Source organism: Nocardia sp. NPDC052254 (assembly GCF_040679495.1).
Lineage (GTDB): Bacteria > Actinomycetota > Actinomycetes > Mycobacteriales > Mycobacteriaceae > Nocardia.
Genome location: NZ_JBFAUW010000001.1, coordinates 1,079,310 through 1,102,583, shown reverse-complemented (window position 1 = coordinate 1,102,583; position 23,274 = coordinate 1,079,310). Strand labels below are relative to the sequence as shown.

The window sequence follows — 23,274 nt, the reverse complement described above, 5'->3', positions numbered from 1 at the left end:
ACGGCCAGCACATGGTCGTCCGCCGCGAGCTCGAAGATCCGGGCTCGCACCGGGACATCGGTGGTCACGTCGAATCCGGCGGCCGCGCGCTCTCGCGATGCGCGAGAGCGGCCCGGCTCGTCGGCACCGGTGTCAGGTCGACGCGGGGACGGGCAGGCCCAGCCGCGCCGACACCCACGGCAGCGACGAGGTGAAAGCCGCCGCCGCGAATTGCCAGGTGTGCCCGCCCTGGGTGGTGTGGATGGTGCAGTCGATCCCCTCCGCGCGGCCCCGCTCGCACAGCTTCTCCGCCGCACCCACCTCGCCGGTGTCCATGACGCCGTCCTGCCCGCCGACGCCGATCCGGTTCTCGTCCACCGGCGGCAGGTGGAAATGGTTGCCGCCCTTGCCGTTACCCGGCCGATGCGGCGGGGTGAGGTCGTCGAACAGTCCCGCGATCCCGGAATATGGTCCGTGCGCGGCCATCACTGTCATCGGGTCGAAGCGGCCGTAGGCGGCCGCGTCGCCCCCGTAGAGACGGGAGACGGTCTGTGCCTCGGTGCCCGCGGTGGGACCGATATCGCCGGCGATGTCGACGAAGGTGTGGAACAACTCCGGATGCATGACGGTGAGATCGGTGGCGCAGGTACCGCCCATCGACCAGCCGATTGCGGCCCACTTCGCCGGATCGGCCGGGACACCGAACTTCGACTCCACATATCCGAGGACATCCTTGGTGAGATGGTCGGCCGCGGCGCCGCGCGGGCCGTTCACGCACTCGGTGTCGTTGTTGAAGCTTCCCGAGGAATCGACGAACACCAGGATGGGCGCGGTGCCGTTGCCGGCGGCGGTGAACTTGTCGACGGCGGGCATGATCTGACCACTGCGCACCCAGTCGGCGGGGGTGTTGAACTCGCCGCCGATCATCATCACCGCCGGCAGTGCGGGCGGGGTGGGGCCGGCGAACCAGGCCGGCGGCAGGTAGACGTATTCGGTCCGGTGTTTGAAACCGCTGGCATCGTCACCGGTCTGGATCGGCACGATCACCCCGGTGGCGGGGTGGGTGCCACGCATACCGGCCAGCGCGTCCATATCGGTCTGATGGGGTAGCGGCCCGGCGGTGAGCGCACTCCACGCCGACTGCACGCTCGGGTAGTAGCCCACCCACTGGTTGAGCACGACCGCGGTACTGGCGATCGCGAACGGCACCGCCAGCACCGCGGCGGTGCGTTGCCACCAGCGCGCACCCGGCCACCCGGCGACGACCAGTGCCAGGGCGGCGACCGCGGCGCCCACGCAGATCCACAGCGTGACCGGCGCCGGGTCCGAGGCCAGACCCTCGTCGTTCATCACGGTGCGCGCCACCAGCGCGGCGATGACACCGAGTGCCAGGCAGATCGGCACCCGGATCAGCCACCATCTGCGGGCGGGCCGGGTCAGGGCCACGATGAGCAGCGCGGCCGCGACGATCTCGATGGTCAGCGGCAGCCAGCCGTGCAGCAGTGAGATCCCGTGGTGAAAACCGTTGTACGGGTTGAGTTTCGCCGAGGGCAGCTGCGGCGGCGGGGGCGGTGCCACCGGGGTGGCCACCGCCGGCGCGGGGGCCGCGGGGGTGGTCGGCGCGGGTGTCGGCACATCCATGGGCGCGGGGAACACGGGCGCAATTGTCGACGGCGTACCTCGAGGAATGCTGTGAACTTCCTCGGAGTCCGGTGCAGGCAGGATGAATTCCGGTGTGCGCCGGGGTGACCATTCGGTGCCGTGCCCGGGCGGCTGTGCGCAAGGCCCCGCGACAGCGGTGCGCGCGCGGCACAATGACGTCCGTGGCCGAACTCGTGCTGATCCGTGGTGACATCACCGAACAGAACGTCGATGCGATAGTCAATGCCGCCAACACCCGGTTATCGGGTGGTGGCGGGGTCGACGGCGCGATCCACCGGCGCGGCGGGCCCGCGATCCTCGCGGAGTGCCGCCGGTTGCGCGAGACCACCCTGCGCGACGGTCTGCCCACTGGGGAGGCGATCGCCACCAGCGCCGGAGATCTGCCCGCACGGTGGGTGATCCACACCGTCGGCCCGGTGTGGACCGCCGCACAGGACCGCTCCGGCCTGCTCGCCGCCTGCTATCGCGAATCTTTGCGGGTGGCAGACGAATTGGGTGCCCGTACCGTGGCGTTCCCGGCCATCTCCACCGGTATCTACGGCTGGCCGATCGACGACGGTGCCCACATCGCGGTCGACACCGTGCGTGCCACCGCCACCGAGGTGCGCGAGATCCGTTTCGTCTTGTTCGGCACCGCTGCCCGTCGCGCCTTCGAGTCCGCCGTGGAGTGATGCCGGCGCGCTCGTGTCGGTGGCCGCTCGTGTCGGTCGTCTCGGTTAGACTTCGAACAATTGTTCGCGAACCGGGAGGGGTAATTGTCGTGCGGGTGATGGGCGTCGACCCCGGGCTCACCCGGTGCGGTCTGAGCCTCGTCCGGGGCGGATCGGGCCGGCAGGTCACCGCACTGGATGTGGATGTGGTGCGTACCCCCGCCGACATGGATCTCGCGCAGCGCCTGCTGGGCGTGGCCGATGCCGCCGAATACTGGATGGACACCCATCGTCCGGAAGCGGTCGCGATCGAGCGGGTCTTCTCGCAGCACAATGTGCGTACCGCGATGGGCACCGCACAGGCCGGTGGGGTGATCGCACTGGCCGCGGCCCGGCGCGGTATCCCCGTCGCCTTCCACACACCGAGTCAGGTCAAGGCCGCGGTCACCGGCAACGGGTCCGCGGACAAGGCTCAGGTGACCGCGATGGTCACCCGCATCCTAGGCTTGCAGACGGCGCCGAAACCGGCCGATGCGGCCGACGCGCTGGCGCTGGCGATCTGTCACTGCTGGCGGGCCCCGATGCTGGAGCGGATGGCGAAGGCGGAGGCCCAGGCCGAACAGGCACGGCGCAGATACGCCGAAAAGCTTGCCCAGCAACGGAAGGCGGTGTCCGGGTGATCGCGTCGGTACGCGGAGAGGTCCTCGAGATCGGGCTCGACCATGTGGTGCTCGAGGCGGCGGGAGTCGGCTACCGGCTCAACGCGACGCCGGCCACCCTGGCCGGGCTCACACGCGGTGAGACCTCGCGCCTCTATACGGCGATGATCGTGCGCGAAGACTCCATGACCCTCTTCGGTTTCGCCGACACCGAGGCTCGCGATCTGTTCGGTCTGCTGCAGACCGTATCCGGTGTGGGTCCGCGCCTGGCGATGGCGGTCCTGGCGGTGCTGGAACCCGAGGCACTGCGAAAAGCCCTGGCGGAGAGCAATGTCGCCGCCCTGACCCGGGTGCCGGGTATCGGCAAGCGCGGTGCCGAACGCATGGTCGTCGAGTTGCGCGACAAGGTGGATCTGGTGCCGGTGCAGTCCGGTCCACCGGGTGCGGGCCCGGCTCCGGTCGTCACGCCGGTGCGTGATCAGGTCGTGGACGCGCTCACCGGTCTCGGCTTCCCGATCAAACAGGCCGAACCCGCGGTCGACGGAGTACTCGCCGAACAGCCCGATCTCGACACCTCCCGGGCCCTGCGCGCCGCGCTGGCGATCCTCGGCCGGAATCGGTGACATCGATGGACGGCGATACCGAATTCTCCGCCGGTCCCGCGCCTTCCGAGGACGACGAGTCCGCGGTCACCGCGAACTATCTGACATCCGACGGTGACATCGAGGCCGGGCTGCGCCCGAAATCCCTCGACGATTTCATCGGCCAGCCGCGGGTACGCGAACAGCTTGCGCTGGTACTGCGCGGTGCGACCCAGCGAGGCGGCACCCCCGACCACGTGCTGCTGTCCGGTCCGCCCGGACTGGGCAAGACGAGTATGGCGATGATCATCGCCGGCGAACTGGGCACCGCGCTGCGCATCACCTCCGGGCCCGCCCTGGAACGCGCCGGGGATCTGGCCGCCATGCTGAGCAATCTGGTCGAGGGCGATGTGCTGTTCATCGACGAGATCCATCGCATGGCTCGGCCCGCCGAGGAGATGCTGTATCTGGCGATGGAGGATTTCCGGGTCGATGTGGTGGTCGGCAAAGGGCCCGGCGCCACCTCGATTCCGCTGGAGATCGCGCCGTTCACCCTGGTCGGTGCGACCACCCGGTCCGGGGCGCTGACCGGGCCACTGCGCGACCGCTTCGGTTTCACCGGGCATATGGACTTCTACGAGCCCGGCGAGTTGCGGCGCATCCTGCAACGCTCCGCCGCGATCCTCGGCGTGCGGATCGAAACCGATGCCGCCGCCGAGATCGCCGGTCGCTCCCGTGGTACGCCGCGTATTGCCAACCGGCTGCTGCGCCGGGTCCGCGATTATGCCGAGGTACGGGCCGACGGCCTCGTGACCAGAGATATCGCCCGGGCGGCATTGGCCGTCTACGACGTCGACGCGCTCGGCTTGGACCGGTTGGACCGTGCCGTCCTCGGCGCACTGGTCCGCAGCTTCGGCGGTGGCCCGGTCGGGGTGTCGACGCTGGCGGTCGCGGTGGGGGAGGAGGCCGCCACCGTCGAGGAGGTGTGCGAGCCGTTCCTGGTGCGCGCGGGCATGGTGGCCCGGACTCCGCGCGGGCGGGTCGCCACCGCCACGGCCTGGGAGCATCTGGGCCTGGTGCCGCCGCCGGATCTGGTCTTCGGGTCCATCGAGGTGCGCGGCCGCGAATCCGAACCCACCCTCGACCTGTTCGACTGAATCCGGGTCAGGGCGCGTCGGCCCGGACCCCGTCGATCAGCAGCCGGGGAATGGCCTGGGTCAGACCGTCGGTGGATTCCGGATTCGGATCGCGCAAGCCGTGCAGGATGGCGGTCAGCAACATCCCGGTGACCGCTTTGGCGGTGTTGACCGTATCGAGGTCCGCGCGCAGATAACCCAGTTCCACACCGTGTTCGAGATATCCGGCGGTGAGCGCGTCGGCGGTGTCGAGCAGTCCGTAGAGCCGCATCGTCAGCTCCGGATCGATGCCGGTGGCCTGGAACAGCAGTAGCTGGGCGACCCGGCGGTCCTCGAGGAAGATCCGGTGCAGCGCGACGCCGATTCGCTCGAGCTGATGGCGGTACTCCGCCAGCGAGGTTGCCGCATCCGGTGCGTTCTCGGTGCCCAGCGCCTCGATGATGCGAGCGGCCAGATCGTCGATCACATGGTCGATGATGTCGCGCTTGTTCTCGAAGTAGCGGTAGAAGGTTCCGTGCCCGATGCCCAGTTCGGTCGCGATGTCGGCGATCCCGGTGGCGTGGTAGCCCTTCTCGGCGAAACAGGCGAACGCGGTGTCGATGATCTGGCGTCGGAGTTCGGCCTTGCGGCGCTCGGCATGAGTGGATGGCTGCGGCACGAGCCCGATGATACGGTGTTCCGAAACGGAATGATGTGTCATTCCGTGTGGATACCGGAAGTCACAGGGAGGTTCGGCGTGGCACCTTCATACGACGCCGTGGTGGTCGGCGCGGGATTCGGCGGTATGGGAGCCGGGATTCAGCTGGATCGGCTCGGGCTGAGCCATTTCGTCATCCTCGAGCGCGAGGACGATCTGGGCGGGACCTGGCACGTCAACCATTACCCGGGCCTCGCGGTCGATATCGCCTCGGTGACCTACTCCTACTCGTTCGAGCCCAATCCGCACTGGTCGCGGCTGTTCGCCCCGGGCGCCGAACTGAAGAAGTACGCCGAGCACGTCGCCGACAAATACGATCTGCGCCGCCGCATGCGATTCGGCCAGGTGGTCGGTGGCGCCCGCTGGGACTCCGAACAGCGGTACTGGGTGGTGTCGGTCGAGGGCGGGCAGACGCTCACGGCTCGCTATCTGCTCACCGCCACCGGATTCCTGTCCCAGCCCTACACGCCGCCGTTCCCGGGAATCGATAACTTCGCGGGCAAGATCATCCACACCACCGCGTGGGACGACGACTTCGATCTGACGGGCCGGCGCGCGGCGATCATCGGCACCGGCGCGACCGCGGTGCAACTGGTCCCCGAGGCGGCGAAGAAGGTCGCCGACCTCACCGTCTTCCAGCGCACCCCGATCTGGGTGGTGCCCAAGGTCGACACCGCGATTCCGGCGGGCGTGCAGCAGCTGTTCGAGAAGCTGCCGCTCACGCAGAAGGCCGCGCGCCTGGCCAACACCGCGGCGCTGGAATTGCTGATGGTGTCCGGAGTGCTGCACTACAAGCAGGCCCGGCTCGGCAACATGGGCGCGGCCCTGCTGGCCAAGGCTCATCTGCGCAGGCAGGTGCGCGATCCGAAGACCAGGGCCGAGCTGACGCCGGAGTACGACTTCGGGTGTAAGCGGCCGACGTTCTCCAACACCTACTTCAAGGCGTTCAACCGGCCGAACGTGCACCTCGAGACCAGCTCGATCGAGCGGGTCGAAGCCGACGGCATCGTCACCGCCGATGGGCACAAGACCGAGATCGACACCCTGATCCTGGCCACCGGATTCAATCTGTGGGACGTGAACTTCCCGGCGATCGAGATCATCGGCCGCGACGGGGTGAACCTCGGAAAGTACTGGCGCGACAACCGCTTCCAGGCGTACGAGGGCATCACCGTGCCGAAGTTCCCGAATTTCCTCAGCCTCAACAGCCCCTACTCCTACAGCGGGCTGTCCTACTTCACCACCATCGAGGCGCAGATGAAGCACATGGACCGGCTGCTGCGGGAGGCGAGCCGCCGCGGCACCGACGTCTTCGAGGTCCGCGCCGAGGCCAACGACCGGTTCCTCGACTACGTCACCGAGAAGCTCGGATCGTCGGTCTTCTACGCCGGTGACTGCTCGACCGCCCGCAGTTACTACTTCAACCAGCACGGTGAGGCCGCGCTGCTGCGCCCCAACAGCACGGTCACCACCCACCGCGAAGCTGTGAATTTCCCGCTCGACGACTACGTCTACGGCGACTCCGCGGCCTGATTTCACCAGCGTGTGGCGAGGTTCGGCCGGTTCGGCGCGCCCCGCCGCACGGACCGCGGGTGTGGCGATATTCCGGGTAGCTGGCAGACTGTGTGGGTACATCCCACTCCACCCCCAACCTAGGACCGACTACGACGATGGCAAACCTGCTGTTTCCGCTGCTACTGGTAGTTCTGCTCGTACCGATGTTTCTCGGTGTCCGCCGCCAGAAGCGCGAAGCGCAGAAGGTTGCCGATATGCAGGAAGGCGTGAAGGTCGGTGATTCGGTGACGACCACCTCCGGCCTGTACGGCACGGTGGTGGATCTCGACGACGAGACCGTCGATCTCGAGATCGCCGAGGATGTGGTGACCACCTGGCTGCGCGCCGCGATCCGCGATGTGCGCCCCACCTCCGACGGTTCCGCCGACTCCGCCGACTCGGATGATGCCGAGACAGCCGGTGCCGAGGCGGGCGAGGTCGCCGAGGTTGCCGCGGACACCGAGGCCGCCGCGACTCCGGCCGCCAACGGATCCTCGGGTACCAATGGATCGGCCCTGGTGGAGGAGTCCGTCGAGGACACCGCCGCCCGCCTGCGCAAAGACTGAATCTTTTCCCGCCGTTGCCGCGCCCGTGTGCGCCGCAACGGCGGTGCGGCGTGTCCGGGCAGGCCCGTGCCCGACGCCGCAGTGTCGGCAGCCACCTCACCGTCTAGGAGATATGTACTGTGCCACCTTCCAAAGGAACGGGGCATCCGCTGCGATTGCTCGGCGTCTACGCCGTACTGCTCGCGGTGATCTACGCGCTGGTGTTCTTCACCGGCGACAAGTCGCCGGAACCGAAGCTGGGCATCGACCTGCAGGGTGGTACCCGCGTCACGCTGACCGCGCGTACGCCCGATGGCAGCAAGCCGAGCAAGGACAGCCTGCAGCAGGCTCAGCAGATCATCGAATCGCGGGTCAACGGTCTGGGTGTGGCCGGCTCCGAGGTGGTCATCGACGGTAACAACCTGGTGATCACCGTTCCGGGTGAGGACGGACAGCAGGCGAAGGCACTGGCCACCACCGCCAAGCTCTACATCCGCCCGGTGCTGACCTCGGGTCAGGCCAAGCCGGGCGGTGGCGTCGAGCAGCAGCCCGAGCAGCCCGGTGCGGCGGTTCCCGGCCAGCCCGGTGCCGAGGTCCCGGGGCAGCCCGGCGCCGAAGTTCCCGGTCAGCCGGGTACGCCGGGTGCGGAAGTGCCGGGCGAGACTCCGGGCGCGCAACAGCAATCGGCGCCGACCACGGCGGAGCAAGCTCCGGCGAGCGATGAATCATCCTCGGGTGCGGCCGCGCAGAACCGGGTCTTCCCGGCCCCCGCGCAGGCTCCGTCCACGCCCGCGCCGACACCGGAGCCCGCGCAGCCCACTCCGGGACAGCCGGGTTCGGAGCAGAACACCAAGCAGGAGATCGCCGATGCGAAGGCCCTGCGGCAGAGCACCGACCAGCAGGTCCTGCTGCAGGCCATGCAGACGATGGACTGCAGCAAGCCCGATCCGCTGGCCGGTAACGACGATCCGAACCTGCCTCTGGTGACGTGCTCCAGCGACGGCACCCAGGTGCTCGTGCTGGACAAGAGCCGTATCGACGGCCAGGACATCAAGGACGCGAGTTCCGGGCTGAACCAGCAGTCGACGTGGGTGGTCAACCTGACCTTCAAGAACGCCGACGCCTGGGCCTCGCTCACCAAGGACTACCTGCAGAAGCAGGTCGCTTTCACCCTCGACTCGAAGGTTGTCAGCGCCCCTGTCGTCAACGCCGGACCGCAGCTGGGTGGTACCACCGAGATCTCCGGTCAGTTCAACGCGACTACCGCGAAGGAACTGGCCAACCAGCTGAAGTACGGTTCGCTGCCCCTGTCGTTCGCCACCTCCGAGGCCGAGACGGTGTCGGCCACGCTGGGCCTGGCCTCGCTGCAGGCCGGTCTGATCGCCGGCGCGATCGGTCTGATCGCGGTGCTGCTGTACTGCCTGCTTTACTACCGGATGCTCGGTTTCCTGGCGGGATTCTCGCTGGTGGCCTCCGGCGTCGCGGTGTACGGCATCATCGTGCTGCTCGGCAGATGGATCAACTTCACCCTGGACCTGGCCGGTATCGCGGGTCTGATCATCGGTATCGGTATGACGGCGGACTCGTTCGTCGTGTTCTTCGAACGCATCAAGGACGAGATGCGCGAGGGCCGAAGTTTCCGTTCCGCGGTACCACGCGGCTGGGCGCGCGCCCAGCGCACCAACCTGTCCGGTAAGACCGTCAGCCTGATCGCGTCGGTGGTGCTCTACATCCTGGCCGCCGGCCAGGTGAAGGGCTTCGCCTTCACACTCGGCCTGACCACGGTGCTCGACGTGATCGTGCTCTACCTGGTCACCTCGCCGCTGATGATGCTCGCTTCCCGTTCGCCGTTCTGGGCCAAGCCCTCGGTCAACGGTCTGGGCGCGGTGCAACAGATAGCGCGTGAACGCAAAGCGGCGAGCGGCACGCTGGCAGGGACGGGGACACGATGAGCGACAATCGCAGCCAGGTGTTGGAGGAACCAGTCGTGGACGAGCCGGAACCCACCGCGAACACACCGCGGCACGGATTCTTCGAGCGCCTCTACACCGGTACCGGCGGCTTCCAGATCGTCGGCCGCCGCAAGCTGTACTACGGCATGGCGGCGGTGCTGGTCCTGATCGCGGTCCTGAGTATCGCGTTGCGCGGGTTCACCCTCGGTATCGATTTCGCCGGCGGCACCCGCATCCAGGTCCCAGCCAGTGGCGACATGTCCACCTCCAAGGTGGAGCAGACCTACAACCAGGCACTCGGCCACGATCCGGTGACCGTGCAGAAGGTCGGGTCCGGATCCGCGGCCTCGTTCGAAATCCGTTCCGACACACTCGACTCCGCCCAGCAGGAGAAGGTCGCCGACGCGTTGTTCGACGCCTTCCATCCGAAGGATTCGAGTGGGACCGTGAGCCGCAACGCGATCAGTGTCGCGGAGATCAGTGAGACCTGGGGTGGGCAGATCACCCGCAAGGCGCTCATCGCGCTGGTGGTTTTCGTCGTGCTGACCATGGTCTACATCGCGATCAGGTTCGAGCGCGACATGTCGTTCGCGGCGATCGCCTCGCTGTTCTTCAACCTCGTGGTCACCGCAGGCATCTACTCGATCGTCGGCTTCGAGGTGACTCCGGCGGCGGTGATCGGCCTGCTGACCATCCTCGGTTACGTGCTCTACGACAACGTGGTGGTGTTCGACAAGGTCGAGGAGAACACCCGTGGTGTTCTGCATCTGACCCGGCGCACCTACGGTGAGCAGGCGAATCTGGCCGCCAACCAGACCCTGATGCGGTCGATCAACACCACCGTGATCGGCATTCTGCCGATCGTCGGCATGCTGGTCATCGCGGTCTGGCTGCTGGGTGTCGGCACCTTGAAGGATCTGGCGCTGGTGCAGTTGGTCGGCATGATCGTCGGCGCCTACTCCTCGATCTTCTTCGCGGTGCCACTGCTGGTCTCGATCAAGGAGCGCTTCGGCCCGGTCGCCGTGCACACCCGCAAGGTGCTCGCCAAGCGTGCGGGCGGCGACGCCGGTCGTGGCGCGGAGACCGTGGGCCGGCGTTCCCCGGGTACCCCGGTCGCGTCCCGCACCCGCGAAGGCGGTTCCGCCGCACCGAGACCCGGCGCCAGGCCCACCGGGAAGCGGCACAAGAGAAGTCACTGATGAGGCGAAGGGGGTCGGATCGGGTGCGGCGCTCGTTACGACGGACGTTCGGCGTGATCGCGACCGGTGCACTGGTCACCGGCGTGATCGCGGGGTGTGCGAGCAAGAACCAGGTGCCATCCATCGGCTACGCGGTGGACGCGGTCCCGGCCACCTACAACGGCGGTTCGGCGGCCGGTGTCGCCAATGGTTCGGCGGCGCTGTTCTCCCGGGTGCTGACCGGTTTCTTCTATACCGGTCCGGATGGCCAGCAGGTCTCCGACACCGATGCCGGTACCGCCAACGAGGTGGCCGGCGAGTCCCAGACGATCCGCTACCGGCTCAATCGCGACGGTGTGTACTCCGACGGTGTGCCGACCTCCTGCGACGATCTGGTCCTGGAATGGGCCGCGCGCAGTGGCCGATTCACCAAACCAGGACCGGGCGGGCCGGTCCCGTTGTTCGACGCGGGCTCGACCGCCGGATACTCCGATATCGAGCATGTCGAATGCCAGCCCGGATCCAAGGACGCGACGGTCGTGTTCCGCCCCGACCATCACGTGCTGAACTGGAAGTCGCTGTTCACCGCCGGTGATCTGATGCCGTCGCACATCGCGGCGAAGGCCGCGGGCGTGCCGAATCTGGTCGCGGCGGTCCAGTCCGGGGATCAGGCCGCGCTGGATCGCCTGGCACAGTTCTGGAACACGGGCTGGAATCTGAAGTCCGGGGATGTCAACGCCGATCTGCTGCCGTCCTCGGGTCCCTACCGCATCGACTCCTACAGCGACAGTGACGGTCTCGTGCTGGTCAAGAATGAGAAGTGGTGGGGTGGCAAGCCCGCGACACCGCGGATCGTGGTGTGGCCCAAGAACGCGGATCTGCAGAAGAAGGTCTCCGACAACTCCGTCGAGGTCGTCGATGTCGGCGCCGGCTCGGTGAAGGATCTGGGCCTGGGTGGTTTCGTGGTGAATCAGCAGCCCGGCAGAGGTGCCGAGCAGTTGGTGCTGGCCACCACCGGAGTTTTCGGCTCGGCGGATGTGCGGCGGGCCTTCGCATTGTGTGTTCCGCGGCAGGCGTTGTTCGACAGCCTGGGACATCCGGGATACGACAGCCCTTCGGGGCTGGGTTCGGGAACATTGAATTCGCGTACGGTACAGGCGGATTCGGTGTACTACTCGGCGATCACGAGCCCGGCCGACAAGTATCGCACCGGCGACGCGTCGGGTGCCCAGCGGGCGCTGGCGGCCGCGGGCGCACCGAATCCCACGGTGCGGATCGGATATCGTGCGCCCGATGATCGCCGCGCCCGGACCGTGGCGATGATCGCCGACGCGTGCAAGGGCGCGGGTGTGACCGTGGTCGATGCCGGCGCACCCGATTTCGACCCGACCGCGCTGGGCGCCGGGAAGGTCGACGCGATTCTGGGCGGTACGGCGGCCGCGGTGGGGCCGGCCGGATCGATCACGGGGATCGAGGCGACCGCGGCGCTGCGCACCGGTCAGGGTGTGAATTTCGGTCATTTCGGTAATGGGCGTTACGATGCGATCTCGGATCAGCTTGCGGCGGACGACAATTCGATCTCGGTGTTGAGCCTCGACACCGAGGCCGAGAATCTGCTGTGGAACGAGATGCCGTCGATCCCGTTGTTCAACACGCCCCGGACCATCGCGTTCGGAAAGGGCTTGGAGAACGGTGTCGCGAGCCCCACCGCGGCCGGTGCGGGCTGGAACATGGATCGCTGGGTGTTGCGGCGGTGAGCGCTTCCGGGCGCGGGATGAGGGAGTGGGTGGATATGAGTAAGCACACGATGGTGGAATCCGCGGAGACGGCGGAGGAGAAGGTGGCACGCACCGCCGAGGTGGTGGCGCGGTTGACCCGGTGGCACGACGACTTTCCCACCCCCGGTGTGCGTTTCGCGGACCTGACCCCGGTATTCGCCGATGCGGAGGGTTTCCACGCGGTGATCGAGTGCCTGGCCTCGTGTGCCCCGGAGGCCGATCTGGTCGCCGGTGTGGACGCGCGTGGCTTCCTGCTCGGTGCCGGTGTGGCGGCATTGCTGGGCACCGGTGTGGTGGCGGTGCGCAAGGGTGGCAAACTGCCGCCGCCGGTGCTCTCCCGGGAGTACACCCTCGAATACGGTTCGGCCGCACTGGAAATCCCGGCCGACGGTATCGACCTCACCGACCGCAAGGTGTTGCTGCTCGATGATGTACTCGCCACCGGTGGCACGCTGGCCGCCGCGGCGGAACTGTTCCGTTCGGCGGGAGCGCAGGTGGTCGCGGCGGCGGTCGTGCTCGAGATCGGTGAGCTCGGTGGCCGAGCCCGTCAGGGCGACCATCCGCTCACCTCGATCGTGCAGGTGTGAGGGGTGTGTCCCGGTTGTGGGCCCCGGACCGGGATCGTTATGCTGACGTGCGGCAAGGGGCCCGGACGAGCGGATGATCGGCATGAGCGAAAACGGCAGTGAGCGTGGCGGCGCCGCGGTTTCGGTGCTGATGGAGCAGCGATGAGCCGGAGTCGGCGTACCAGGATCGGGGCGGCATTGGCCGGCGCGGTGGGTGTCGTCTTCGTCGTCGGTGCCGCGACGGCTGCGGCCACCCCCTCGGTGGCGTTGCATGGTGGCAGTACCGTGACCGCGCACGTGACAGGGGAGAAGTCGGGCCAGGCCTGCCGCATCACCGCGCCCGGGATCGATACACCCTGGCGGCCGGTCGGTGCCGACGGATCGGTGGAACTCGACACCGGGCCGGTGGAACCGGGTCGCCACAACGCTCATGTGGTCTGCGAGGATTCCCGGCTCGGACCGACGTCCCAGCGCGTGGTGGGCAAGAGCGAGGATGTGTTCACCGGCCACTGGGCCCCGGTCTTCGAGTTTCTGCACCACCACCGCATGGAGTTCCTCACCCCGCACGAGCCCCCGGCCGGCAACCAGCCCGCCCCGCGCTGATGTCTCGGGTCATATCCGGGACAGCAAGCGCGCCACGATACCGGCCACCACAAGCCAGAACAGTGCGGCCAGACCGTAATTGATGATGATGTCCCAGTTGCGCGAGCCGGTGGCGAACAGCCCTGGGAAGAACAGTGCCAATGGTTCGGCCAGCGACTTGATGAATGTGAAGAATCGGTTGGTCTGGTTGGCGTCGAATATCAGCAGCACGATGTAGACGATCTCGATGAGAGCGAGCACGCTGCCGACGGTGCTGACGAGGGCCGACAGCCCACCGGTGCGGCGTTGCGTCCGATAAGTTCTATATCTGTCCATGAAATTCGAATACCCGCGTAACGCGGTCGGACGCAGCCGATTTGTCCAGGGCCCTGATTGTCCTCGATCTTGTGAGCGCTGCTCTTGACATGGATTCGTCTCGGAGGCAAGATGGTCATATCGAGAGAGCAGTGCTCACAAAAGCGAGGAAGAGTCATGGACGCCACCCGGCACATCACCCCCACCGGTATCGAACCCATCATGAACGGTTTCTTCAAGGCCCTGCCGAAGCTCGGCATCAGTGTCATGGGCTCGCGTCTGCTCGCGGTGCGCGGGCGGAGTTCGGGGCAGTGGCGTACCACGATGGTGAACGTACTGGAGGACTCCGAGGGTGGGCGTTATCTGGTGGCCCCGCGCGGCCGGACGCAATGGGTGCGCAATATCCGGGTGGCCGGTGGTGGTGAGCTGCGGCTGGGGCGCAAGGTCGAGCCGATCACCGTCACCGAGGTCGCCGACGTCGACAAGACCCCGATTCTGCGGTTGTATCTGCAGAAGTGGGGCTGGGAGGTCGGGAAGTTCTTCGAGGGCGTGACCAAGGATGCCACCGACGATGAGCTGGTCGCCATCGCCCCTGGCTTTCCGGTCTTCCGAATCAACTGAGCGCCAACGCCTTTCATCTTTCATGTGCTGACTCACACGGAAACTCTCTGGCGCAGGCGTGCAGGCTCCGCTAACGTCGCTGTTTCTTGTTCCCGTTGATCGGAGTCGTGCCGTTGCTCTTCTGAGGTAGCCATCGCATGGCCCGCACTTCTGCGCGCCATTCCCGCAACCCTCAGGAGCACGCATATGTCGCTTTCGACGATCGCACTGTCCGATCTGAGTTTCGCCTGGCCGGACGGCACGCCGGTGTTCGACGGTCTCGACGCTGTTCTCGGCCCCGGACGGGTCGGCTTCGTGGGTGACAACGGTGCCGGGAAGTCCACCCTGCTGCGGTTGCTCGCCGGTGAGCTGCGGCCGGCGCGCGGTTCGGTGACCGTACCGGGTCGGCTGGGTTGCCTACGTCAGGATCCAGGTTCGGCGCGCGGCCGACGGGTCGACGAGGTGCTCGGTATCGGCGAGATCCGGGGCGCCCTGCACCGCATCGAGGGCGGGACGGGAGCAGCCGCCGATTTCGATCTGGTCGCGGGCCGCTGGGACGTGGAGGAATCGGCGATCGCACTGCTGGGCCGCCTGGGCCTGCAGCATCTGGCCGGTGATGTGGCACACCTGAACCGGCGGCTCGACACCTTGTCCGGTGGTGAGACGGTTCTGCTCGCCCTGGTTGCCGAGTTGTTGCGCGAACCCGATGTGCTGCTGCTCGACGAGCCGACCAACAATCTGGACTCGGTTGCGCGCGGACGTCTCTACGAGGTCGTCGACAACTTCACCGGGACGGTGCTCACGGTCGGTCACGATCGGGAGCTGTTGCGCCGGATGGACTCGATCGCGGAGCTGCGCCGCGGGGAGATCCATTCGTTCGGCGGGAACTTCGGCGACTACGAGCAGGCGGTGGCGGCCGAGCAGGAGGTCGCTCGCGCGGCGGTCCGAGAGGCCCGCGGCGATGTCCGCAAACAGTCGCGGGAACTGGAGGAGGCCAGGATCAAACTCGACCGTCGCCGGCGCTACGGCCAGAAGATGTGGGACACCAAACGTGAGCCGAAGGTCGTGATGGGCCAGCGCAAACGTCAGGCGCAGGTCTCGGCCGGCAAATTGCGCAACAGTCACATCGCCGCGGTGGAGGAGGCGAAATCAAGCCTGGAACAGGCCGAAGACCGGCTGCGCGACGATCGGGAGATTCGCGTCGACCTGCCCGCGACCCGGCTGTATCCGCGGCAGGACGTGGTGGATATGGAACAGGTACGGCTGGCCAACGGGCCGGTGGTGACGCTGACGGTGAGCGGACCCGAACGTATCGCGCTCACCGGCCGCAACGGTGCGGGCAAGACGACACTGCTGCACCGATTGATCGAGCATCCGCCGAAGGTGCCGTGGCGGCTGCTGCCGCAACGTCTCGACATCTTCACCGAGGACCGGTCACTGTTCGACAATGTCGAGGCCGCGGCGCCGCACGCCGGCGCCGAACGGATCCGGGCGCAGCTGGCGCGTTTCCTGTTCCGTGGCGCCGACGCCGATATCCCGGTCGGTGCGCTGTCGGGCGGCGAGCGTCTGCGAGCGGCGCTGGCGATGCTGTTGCTCGCCGACCCCGCGCCGAAGCTGCTCCTGCTCGACGAGCCCACCAACAATCTGGACCTGCCCGGTCTCCGGCACCTGACCGAGGCGCTGGCCGGATTCGAGGGGGCGCTGATCGTGGTCAGTCACGACGCCGGATTCCTGGCCGATATCGGGATCACCCGCAGACTCGAGCTGATCCGGAACGGCCTGGTGGACCGGTCCGCGGCCGAGAACCTCCCAGGAGCGGAGCGGAGGCCGAAAATACAGAATAAAGTGGGTGGTCCGGGCTGTTGAATCAGTGGGCTAGGGTATTTCGATCGAGGCGCGAGAGGTGGTGGCATGACTCAGCATCTGGAGAAGGCGAATGCCGGGAGGTCGGCGGACGGCAGTGATGCCACGCCGGCGGCCGGCTCGGCCCCTCCGCCGGCTGCCACACCCGCGCCCGAACCTACCGAACCCCCGCCCGCCGAGCAGGGGGGTCAGCAGGTGCCCTCGCCCCGGAACATGCCGATGCGGCAGCCGGGCACCCAGGCTGCGGTGCCGAGTTCCGCGTCGCGCCGAGTACGGGCCAGGCTGGCCCGCCGGATGACGGGACAGCGCGGTATCGCGGCGGTCAAGCCGGTGCTGGAGCCGTTGGCGACGGTGCATCGGGAGCTGTATCCCAAGGCGAATCTGCAGCTGTTGCAGCGGGCCTTCGATGTGGCCGACGAGAAACATTCCCACCAATTCCGCAAGTCGGGCGATCCGTACATCACCCATCCGCTGGCGGTGGCCAATATTCTTGCCGAGCTGGGGATGGACACCACCACACTGGTGGCGGCGTTGCTGCACGACACCGTCGAGGACACCGGGTATTCGCTGGACGAGCTGACGGCGGACTTCGGGTCCGAGGTCGCTCACCTGGTCGACGGTGTCACCAAACTCGACAAGGTCAATCTGGGTGCGGCGGCCGAGGCCGAGACCATCCGCAAGATGATCATCGCGATGGCGCGAGATCCGCGGGTGCTGGTCATCAAGGTCGCCGACCGGTTGCACAATATGCGCACCATGCGTTTCCTGCCGCCGGAGAAGCAGGCGAAGAAGGCACGCGAGACGCTGGAAGTCATTGCGCCGCTGGCACATCGGCTCGGTATGGCCACGGTGAAATGGGAGCTCGAGGATCTGGCGTTCGCGATCCTTCATCCCAAGAAATACGACGAGATCGTGCGCCTGGTGGCCGACCGGGCGCCGTCACGCGACACCTATCTGGCACGGGTGCGCGCCGAGATCGTGAACACGCTGGCGGCGAGCCGGATCAACGCGATCGTCGAGGGCCGTCCGAAGCACTACTGGTCGATCTATCAGAAGATGATCGTCAAGGGTAAGGACTTCGACGATATCCACGACCTGGTCGGCATCCGGATTCTGTGCGACGAGGTGCGTGACTGCTACGCCGCGGTCGGTGTGGTGCATTCGCTGTGGCAGCCGATGGCGGGCAGGTTCAAGGACTACATCGCCCAGCCGCGCTACGGGGTGTATCAGTCGCTGCACACCACGGTCGTGGGGCCGGACGGCAAACCGCTCGAGGTGCAGATCCGTACTCAGGACATGCATCGCACCGCGGAGTTCGGGATCGCGGCGCACTGGCGCTACAAGGAGACCAAGGGCAAGCATTCCGGCGATGCCGCCGAGGTCGACGACATGGCCTGGATGCGGCAGCTGCTGGACTGGCAGCGGGAGGCCGCGGATCCGGCCGAGTTCCTGGAGTCGCTGCGTTTCGACCTGAAGTCACCGGAGATCTTCGTGTTCACGCCCAAGGGCGATGTGATCACGCTGCCGCAGGAGTCGACGCCGGTCGACTTCGCGTACGCGGTGCACACCGAGGTCGGCCATCGCTGCATCGGTGCCCGGGTCAACGGACGGCTGGTGGCGCTGGAGCGGCAGCTGGAGAACGGTGAGGTCGTCGAGATCTTCACCTCGAAGGCACAGAATGCCGGGCCGAGCCGGGACTGGCAGAATTTCGTGGTCTCACCGCGGGCCAAGGCCAAGATCCGGCAGTGGTTCGCCAAGGAGCGCCGCGAGGAGGCGCTCGAGACCGGTAAGGAGCAGATCTCCAAGGAGGTCCGGCGCTCGGGCCTGCCGTTGCAGCGGTTGATGAGCGTCGACGCGATGTCGGCGCTGGCCCACGAACTGCACTACGCCGACATCTCCTCGCTGTACGCCGCGGTCGGGGAGAACCAGGTGTCGGCGCACCATGTCGTGCAGCGTCTGATGGCGCAGCTCGGTGGCGTCGGCGACGTGGAAAACGAACTGGCCGAACGTAGTACGCCGTCCACCCTGCCGGCCCGCCAGCGCACCATCGGCGATGCCGGGGTGGAGATTCCGGGCGCTCCGGGCACAGTCGCGAAGCTGGCCAAATGTTGTACACCGGTGCCCGGCGACGAGATCATGGGATTCGTGACCCGCGGTGGCGCTGTGAGTGTGCACCGCACCGACTGCACGAACGCGGATTCGCTACACGCGCAGCAGGAACGGATCATCGAGGTCAGGTGGGCGCCGTCGCCGTCGTCGGTGTTCCTGGTGGCCATCCAGATCGAGGCGCTCGACCGCACCCGGCTGCTGTCGGATGTGACGAAGGTACTGGCCGACGAGAAGGTCAATATCCTGTCCGCGGCCGTGACCACCTCCGGCGACCGGGTGGCGATCAGCAAGTTCACCTTCGAGATGGGCGATCCGAAACATCTGGGCCACTTGTTGAACGTGGTCCGCAATGTGGAAGGTGTATACGACGTCTACCGGGTGACCTCGGCGGCCTGATCCGCCGGCGGCAGTTCTGCCTGCGCCCGCGAGAGCCGAACAGCGGCCACGCACATCACCACGACCGAGGCGAGGACCACGACGGTGCCCACGGGGCCGGTGCGCAGCCGCTCGTCGAGCACGGTCAGTCCCAGGAACGCGGCGCCGAGCGGCTCGGCGACGGTGAATGCGGGCAGTGATGCCGACAGCGCTCCGATCTGATAACCACGCTGTTGCAGATAGAGTCCGACCATACCGGCGACGACCATGGTGTAGGGCTGCCAGTTGCCGAGTACCGCGGTGATGCCGTCGCCGAACAGTTCCACGACGTGCTGGGTCAGCGCGGACGCGACACCGAACAGCAGCCCGGCCGCGGAGCCGAGCAGCAGGGCCCGCAGCCCCGTGACGTGGATGACGGCGGCCACGACGATCGCGGCCACGACGAGTCCGAGGACCAGGATCATCGGCCACATCCACCGGCTCCAGGGAGCGTCGGAGATGCCCTCACTCGGATCTCCGACGATGAGGAAGCACGCCAGCGCGATCGACAGGGCTGTGGCATGTGCCCACATCACCGCGGTGACCGGGCGGCGGCTGTAGTGGGCGGCGAGCGGGAGGGCGAAGACCAGAGCGGTCACCAGGATGGGCTGCACGATCAGGACCGATCCCATTGCCAGTGCGGCGACCTGGAATCCGAATCCGCCGGCGTCGCCGATGATGCCGGCCCACCAGCGCGGGTTCCGGATCAGCTGGGCGACCAATGCGTCGCCGGCGGGCACGTCCGCGGCGGCGCGCTGCTGGGCGACCGCGGAGACGGCGAACAGCAGGGCGCCGACGAAGGCACAGACCACGGCGGCGACGGGAAAGTTGCTCACTCGATCAGTGTGCCGTTCGCGTGGGCACGTCATCGCGGCGGGATCGGTGTGCGCCGACGATGCGCCGAGATGTGGCGGTTCCGGTGGCGGAGGGCAGCGCAGGACCGGCGAATGGGGCGGAGCCGCCTTCAACAAGTGATTCGGGCCCGATTTTCGAATCGGCGAGACGATAGCAATTGATCGGCAACACATTTCGCCGGCAGTGGTGAGCGCGGCGCGAGTTGTGTTCGCGGACGGTCGATCTGCCGGTTCGCCATGTGGTTGCCACCGATTGCCGCGTGGGCTCGATGCGTGCATTCGGTCCGTATCGTCCGAATTCTTCTTGCCGGTGGGAACGTTCGTATCGGTGTTCCCGGCCGCAACCGTAGACCTGCACTCGGGGCTGGATTCTGTTACGGTTTATTGCGTTTCGGGGCTCGCGCCATGTCGGCGACGATCCGAATCCACATGACGATCGCCGGACGGGTCGCAGCGGTACTCGACCCTCAGAACTGTTGCAGACAGCGGGTTAAGGGGGTCAGATCATGCTGACCGTGCTGACGTGCTCGGCAGCGACCGTACCGGTCGCGACGCATCTCCGTTGGGGATTTCGGGCATCCGCATCCGCTCCGGCACCTGTTCCGACCTCACTTCCGGCGTCTGCCGAACCGCTCGCCATGGCCCGCGACCTGCGCGGACGGTTCGGTGCCGGAATCTCGGAGGCGCCGTGCGGCGCGTCGAGTTCGTCGAATTCGTCGGGTACGGGACAATTTCCGTTCGGGAAGGGCCTCGGTGACGCCGCACCCGGTGGTGTGCCGTTGGTGATGTCCCATGATGGTGCCGCTGACAACAACTACCCGTTCTCCACGAACTGATCGCCGAGAGGGTCCGACGATGCTGTACGACGTGCCTGGCTCCGCGGGGATGAGGGAATGTTGAAGCCGTACAAAGAAGTGCAACGGTGGTTCCCGGCGTTGGAACCCGAACACGCCGTGCCCGTGGCCGATCCCGGCGAGTCCGATTCCGTGGACGACGAGGCCGAGCCTGGAGCGGCGCGCTATCCGCACTACATTCGCGACACCGAGCCCGAACCCTTCGACATCCCGTTCGCCGATGGACCCGCCACCGGGCGTAGTGAATTCGTCGGCGGCTGGTCGGACTGGGTCGGCGACCACGCACCAGGCCCCGACGACGACTATCCGCCCCGCGCGGGCGACGTCGTGCGGCTGCCCTCCGACCACGACGACGCCCGCGCCCGTGGCCGTCGTCGTCCACGCTCGATCCGCGCCTCCGGCGACGATGCGGAGGATTCCCGCGCCGGGCCGGGGGACGAGGACGACGACAGCGAGTGGATCCTGCCGTCGCGGCGCGATCCCGACGATGCCGGTCCCGAGGGCCCGGGCCGGGTGGTCCGCCGGGCGCCCGGTGCGGCTTCGCCCGCGTTGCGCGATTACATCCGCCCCAGTCCGTTGCGGGTCACCGTGGTCCTCGCGGTAGCTGTGTTATTGCTGGCTCTGGTCGGCGGATTCGCGTTGTATCTGCTGCGCTCCGGCGCCACCGCGAAGCAGTCGACGGCGCAGTTGCCGGTGGCGCCGATCAGTGCCGACGATCCACCCATGCTGCGGTTGACCTCCGTGATCGGCGCCGGTGCCGAAACGGCGCGCGGTGCGTCGGCGGACTGCCCGACCGAACGCTTCGCGCGGGTGCTGCGTGGCGCGGGCGTCGGCGGTACCGGATCCGGGCCGGACGCGATCATGTGGTTCCAGCACGCCTTCTATGTCGAGCGGTCCGCGCAGCGGGCGCTCGAGGTGGTGGCGCCGGATGCGACGGTCTCGCCCGCCGCGGTGATCCAGCGCGGTATCGAGTCGGTGCCGCTGGGCACCGATTATTGCGTGCGAGTGGTCACACTGGACGACAGCCGGTATTCGGTGGAGGTGACCGAACGGCGGCCGGGCACGGCCCCCGCCACCTACGACAAGCAGTTGGTGACCACGGCGGTGGTCGGCGGCCGGACCCTGATCACGGGCATCGCGGCCGGGTAAGAGGAGAGCTGAGACGATGGGACAGGACTGGAGCCGATGGCTCGACGAGACGTCCACGACGGACGTTCCGGAGGGCTCGCGACCGCGTGGACGGGCGCCGGTTGTCCGGTTGCGCAAGGGGCGACGGGACGACGGCGAGGGCGGTACGGCGCCTCGCCCGATGCTGGTCGTCGGTGGTTGCGGTGGCGCCGGAACGACCACGACCGCACTGGGACTCGCGGCGGAGCTGGCGGCGGAGACCGCGGCCGTGGCGGTCGATGCCACGGTCGCGGGTGGTGATCTGGCGCTGCGGGGCGCCGACGAACATCTGAGCCCGATCAGCCTGCAGCAATGGCTGTACGGCCGCGGCGACGACGAGCCGGCACCGCTCAAGGAGTGCCTGTCGCGGGCGAGTTCGGGGATCGGCCTGCTGTGGCGGGACGCATCGCCGCTGCGCCGTCGCGCCACCTATCTGACGGTGGCCCGCGCGGTGACGGAGGCGGGCTACACGCCGGTCTACGACGGCGGAAATCCGATCTCCGCACGGCAGTTGCGGCCGCTGCTCGAGGATGCCGAAGTCGCTCTGGTACTGGCAATTCCGGCCCGCGCCGATGCTGCCAATCGTTTGCGGGTGACCCTGGAGTTGCTCGACGACGAGTTCGGTGGCCATGCCGAGGGGCAGGGCGGCGGGATCGTCGGTGACACCACGATCGTGATTTCACATCAGCTGCCGGGCAATGACTCTCGGGTCGCGGATCATCTGCGCGAACACCTCACCGGTTGGGTGCGCGATATTCGCGAGATTCCCTACGATCCCCAGCTGGCGCGCGGAGAACTGGTGCGCCACAACGCACTCGACGCCGAAACGCAGAGGGCGTACCGGCAACTGCTGACGGGGATGGCATCATGACGGCGGCCATGAAGGAACCTCGTCCATCCGAAAACCCTCCTGCGGCAGGCGTTGTCGCCCCGCCGGAGTCTCGTCGTGCCCTCATCTGGGACCGCCCGGTTCCCGGCGCCGGCAGGGCTCCGCTGGTGTGGTTGCTGGGGGTGCACGGTGGCGCCGGAGCCAGTACCCTCGCGCATGTGCTTGCGCCTGCGGCGGATTCGCACCGGCGCTGGCCCGGTGTGTTCGAACGTGAATCACCTTTCGTGGTGCTGGTCGCCCGGGAGACCATCGCCGGTCTGACGCGTGGCCACGATCTGCTGCGCCAGCATCGGGCCGGGCTGGCGGGCCCGAGTGAGGTGCTGGGCCTGGTGACCGTCGCGGTGCGGCCGGGCCGGATCCCGGCCGAGATCCGCCGCTATCGCGATGTGGTCGGCGCGCTGGCCGGGCAGGTGTGGCAGTTGCCCTGGATCGAGGAATGGACGTTGGTCGAGCCCGACCAGCTGCCGGTGTGGTCACCCGGTGACCCGGCACCGCAGCAGCGAAAGCGCAAACTCGATCCGCTGCAAGAGGTTCCGCACGAGGTGGATGCATTGGGTATGAGCATCGTCGACCTGGTGCGGGAGACGGTCGGCGGTGGTTCGCAATCCGACGAAGGGGAGCGACGATGACCGCGCCGACAGTTGTATCCGACGGTGTACCCCTGGTACCCGGTTTTGTATTCCGATCACC

21 protein-coding genes are annotated in these 23,274 nt (G+C 67.4%); 17 read left to right on the top strand and 4 right to left on the bottom strand.

All coding sequences use genetic code 11. The features are described from left to right. Positions 1–132: 132 nt before the first annotated feature. Positions 133–1,620, bottom strand: coding sequence for an alpha/beta hydrolase-fold protein (locus AB0L57_RS04930; RefSeq protein ID WP_364957311.1), 1,488 nt, complete (start codon positions 1,618–1,620; stop codon positions 133–135). 182 nt (positions 1,621–1,802) lie between these two features. On the opposite strand from AB0L57_RS04930, the gene AB0L57_RS04925 reads away from it, so the two are divergent. From AB0L57_RS04925 to ruvB, 4 genes are all read left to right on the top strand, one after another. Further along, positions 1,803–2,312 (top strand): O-acetyl-ADP-ribose deacetylase, encoded by a 510-nt coding sequence (locus tag AB0L57_RS04925; RefSeq protein WP_364957184.1) that lies wholly within the window; start codon positions 1,803–1,805, stop codon positions 2,310–2,312. 89 nt (positions 2,313–2,401) lie between these two features. Next, on the top strand, positions 2,402–2,971 hold the full coding sequence (gene ruvC / locus AB0L57_RS04920) for a crossover junction endodeoxyribonuclease RuvC (RefSeq protein WP_364957182.1): 570 nt from the start codon (positions 2,402–2,404) through the stop codon (positions 2,969–2,971). Next, entirely contained in the window at positions 2,968–3,573 is a 606-nt protein-coding gene (gene ruvA / locus AB0L57_RS04915) for a Holliday junction branch migration protein RuvA (protein ID WP_364957179.1), read from the top strand. Before ruvC ends, ruvA begins: the two co-directional genes overlap by 4 nt. Positions 3,574–3,578: 5 nt before the next feature. Continuing rightward, positions 3,579–4,688: a Holliday junction branch migration DNA helicase RuvB gene (gene ruvB, locus AB0L57_RS04910; RefSeq protein ID WP_364957176.1), complete on the top strand. Its 1,110-nt coding sequence runs from the start codon at positions 3,579–3,581 to the stop codon at positions 4,686–4,688. 7 nt (positions 4,689–4,695) lie between these two features. Here ruvB and AB0L57_RS04905 read toward each other — a convergent pair whose 3' ends face one another. Beyond that, positions 4,696–5,325, bottom strand: coding sequence for a TetR/AcrR family transcriptional regulator (locus AB0L57_RS04905; protein WP_364957173.1), 630 nt, complete (start codon positions 5,323–5,325; stop codon positions 4,696–4,698). 78 nt (positions 5,326–5,403) lie between these two features. On the opposite strand from AB0L57_RS04905, the gene AB0L57_RS04900 reads away from it, so the two are divergent. The 7 genes from AB0L57_RS04900 (at position 5,404) to AB0L57_RS04870 (ending at position 13,540) form a co-directional block, all read left to right on the top strand. Further along, complete coding sequence (locus AB0L57_RS04900) at positions 5,404–6,897, top strand: NAD(P)/FAD-dependent oxidoreductase (RefSeq protein WP_364957170.1); 1,494 nt, start codon at positions 5,404–5,406, stop codon at positions 6,895–6,897. Positions 6,898–7,034: 137 nt separating this feature from the next. Then, positions 7,035–7,484 (top strand): preprotein translocase subunit YajC, encoded by a 450-nt coding sequence (gene yajC, locus AB0L57_RS04895; RefSeq protein ID WP_364957166.1) that lies wholly within the window; start codon positions 7,035–7,037, stop codon positions 7,482–7,484. 119 nt (positions 7,485–7,603) lie between these two features. Next, a complete protein-coding gene (gene secD, locus AB0L57_RS04890) occupies positions 7,604–9,415 on the top strand; it encodes a protein translocase subunit SecD (protein ID WP_364957163.1) in 1,812 nt (603 codons plus the stop codon). Further along, positions 9,412–10,614: a protein translocase subunit SecF gene (secF, locus tag AB0L57_RS04885; RefSeq protein WP_364957160.1), complete on the top strand. Its 1,203-nt coding sequence runs from the start codon at positions 9,412–9,414 to the stop codon at positions 10,612–10,614. The genes secD and secF overlap by 4 nt, the downstream gene beginning before the upstream one ends. Positions 10,615–10,667: 53 nt before the next feature. Further along, the gene (locus AB0L57_RS04880; RefSeq protein ID WP_364957157.1) at positions 10,668–12,350 is read left to right on the top strand and encodes an ABC transporter substrate-binding protein; all 1,683 of its coding nucleotides are present in this window, start codon (positions 10,668–10,670) and stop codon (positions 12,348–12,350) included. Between the two features lie 35 nt (positions 12,351–12,385). Further along, a complete protein-coding gene (locus AB0L57_RS04875) occupies positions 12,386–12,958 on the top strand; it encodes an adenine phosphoribosyltransferase (protein ID WP_364957154.1) in 573 nt (190 codons plus the stop codon). A 141-nt stretch (positions 12,959–13,099) separates the two neighbouring features. Beyond that, entirely contained in the window at positions 13,100–13,540 is a 441-nt protein-coding gene (locus AB0L57_RS04870) for a hypothetical protein (RefSeq protein WP_364957151.1), read from the top strand. 9 nt (positions 13,541–13,549) lie between these two features. Here the strand turns inward: AB0L57_RS04870 and AB0L57_RS04865 are convergent, their stop codons facing one another. Then, complete coding sequence (locus AB0L57_RS04865; protein WP_364957148.1) at positions 13,550–13,855, bottom strand: hypothetical protein; 306 nt, start codon at positions 13,853–13,855, stop codon at positions 13,550–13,552. Between the two features lie 156 nt (positions 13,856–14,011). On the opposite strand from AB0L57_RS04865, the gene AB0L57_RS04860 reads away from it, so the two are divergent. From AB0L57_RS04860 to AB0L57_RS04850, 3 genes are all read left to right on the top strand, one after another. Continuing rightward, the gene (locus AB0L57_RS04860) at positions 14,012–14,455 is read left to right on the top strand and encodes a nitroreductase/quinone reductase family protein (RefSeq protein ID WP_364957145.1); all 444 of its coding nucleotides are present in this window, start codon (positions 14,012–14,014) and stop codon (positions 14,453–14,455) included. 186 nt (positions 14,456–14,641) lie between these two features. Beyond that, positions 14,642–16,300, top strand: a complete 1,659-nt coding sequence (locus AB0L57_RS04855) for an ATP-binding cassette domain-containing protein (protein ID WP_364957142.1) — start codon at positions 14,642–14,644, stop codon at positions 16,298–16,300. Between the two features lie 45 nt (positions 16,301–16,345). Further along, positions 16,346–18,802: a RelA/SpoT family protein gene (locus tag AB0L57_RS04850; RefSeq protein ID WP_364957140.1), complete on the top strand. Its 2,457-nt coding sequence runs from the start codon at positions 16,346–16,348 to the stop codon at positions 18,800–18,802. On the opposite strand, the gene AB0L57_RS04845 is transcribed toward AB0L57_RS04850, so the two are convergent. Continuing rightward, complete coding sequence (locus tag AB0L57_RS04845; protein ID WP_364957136.1) at positions 18,778–19,656, bottom strand: DMT family transporter; 879 nt, start codon at positions 19,654–19,656, stop codon at positions 18,778–18,780. The two genes, AB0L57_RS04850 and AB0L57_RS04845, sit on opposite strands and share 25 nt — an antisense overlap. A gap of 911 nt (positions 19,657–20,567) precedes the next feature. On the opposite strand from AB0L57_RS04845, the gene AB0L57_RS04840 reads away from it, so the two are divergent. The 3 genes from AB0L57_RS04840 to AB0L57_RS04830 are packed head-to-tail and all read left to right on the top strand — an operon-like array spanning position 20,568 to position 23,213. Then, on the top strand, positions 20,568–21,677 hold the full coding sequence (locus tag AB0L57_RS04840; protein ID WP_364957133.1) for a hypothetical protein: 1,110 nt from the start codon (positions 20,568–20,570) through the stop codon (positions 21,675–21,677). A 16-nt stretch (positions 21,678–21,693) separates the two neighbouring features. Then, positions 21,694–22,566: a hypothetical protein gene (locus AB0L57_RS04835; protein WP_364957131.1), complete on the top strand. Its 873-nt coding sequence runs from the start codon at positions 21,694–21,696 to the stop codon at positions 22,564–22,566. Next, positions 22,563–23,213 (top strand): hypothetical protein, encoded by a 651-nt coding sequence (locus tag AB0L57_RS04830; protein ID WP_364957128.1) that lies wholly within the window; start codon positions 22,563–22,565, stop codon positions 23,211–23,213. Before AB0L57_RS04835 ends, AB0L57_RS04830 begins: the two co-directional genes overlap by 4 nt. Positions 23,214–23,274: the final 61 nt, after the last annotated feature.

What these genes read in the sequence shown, in the direction of transcription:
- secF (WP_364957160.1), top strand. Translation starts at nt 9,412, where the DNA reads ATGAGCGACAATCGCAGCCAGGTGTTGGAGGAACCAGTCGTGGACGAG.
- AB0L57_RS04840 (WP_364957133.1), top strand. Translation starts at nt 20,568, where the DNA reads ATGTTGAAGCCGTACAAAGAAGTGCAACGGTGGTTCCCGGCGTTGGAA.
- AB0L57_RS04860 (WP_364957145.1), top strand. Translation starts at nt 14,012, where the DNA reads ATGGACGCCACCCGGCACATCACCCCCACCGGTATCGAACCCATCATG.
- AB0L57_RS04835 (WP_364957131.1), top strand. Translation starts at nt 21,694, where the DNA reads ATGGGACAGGACTGGAGCCGATGGCTCGACGAGACGTCCACGACGGAC.
- AB0L57_RS04930 (WP_364957311.1), bottom strand. Translation starts at nt 1,620, where the DNA reads ATGGATGTGCCGACACCCGCGCCGACCACCCCCGCGGCCCCCGCGCCG.
- ruvB (WP_364957176.1), top strand. Translation starts at nt 3,579, where the DNA reads ATGGACGGCGATACCGAATTCTCCGCCGGTCCCGCGCCTTCCGAGGAC.
- yajC (WP_364957166.1), top strand. Translation starts at nt 7,035, where the DNA reads ATGGCAAACCTGCTGTTTCCGCTGCTACTGGTAGTTCTGCTCGTACCG.
- AB0L57_RS04855 (WP_364957142.1), top strand. Translation starts at nt 14,642, where the DNA reads ATGTCGCTTTCGACGATCGCACTGTCCGATCTGAGTTTCGCCTGGCCG.
- AB0L57_RS04875 (WP_364957154.1), top strand. Translation starts at nt 12,386, where the DNA reads ATGAGTAAGCACACGATGGTGGAATCCGCGGAGACGGCGGAGGAGAAG.
- AB0L57_RS04830 (WP_364957128.1), top strand. Translation starts at nt 22,563, where the DNA reads ATGACGGCGGCCATGAAGGAACCTCGTCCATCCGAAAACCCTCCTGCG.
- AB0L57_RS04870 (WP_364957151.1), top strand. Translation starts at nt 13,100, where the DNA reads ATGAGCCGGAGTCGGCGTACCAGGATCGGGGCGGCATTGGCCGGCGCG.
- AB0L57_RS04865 (WP_364957148.1), bottom strand. Translation starts at nt 13,855, where the DNA reads ATGGACAGATATAGAACTTATCGGACGCAACGCCGCACCGGTGGGCTG.
- AB0L57_RS04850 (WP_364957140.1), top strand. Translation starts at nt 16,346, where the DNA reads ATGACTCAGCATCTGGAGAAGGCGAATGCCGGGAGGTCGGCGGACGGC.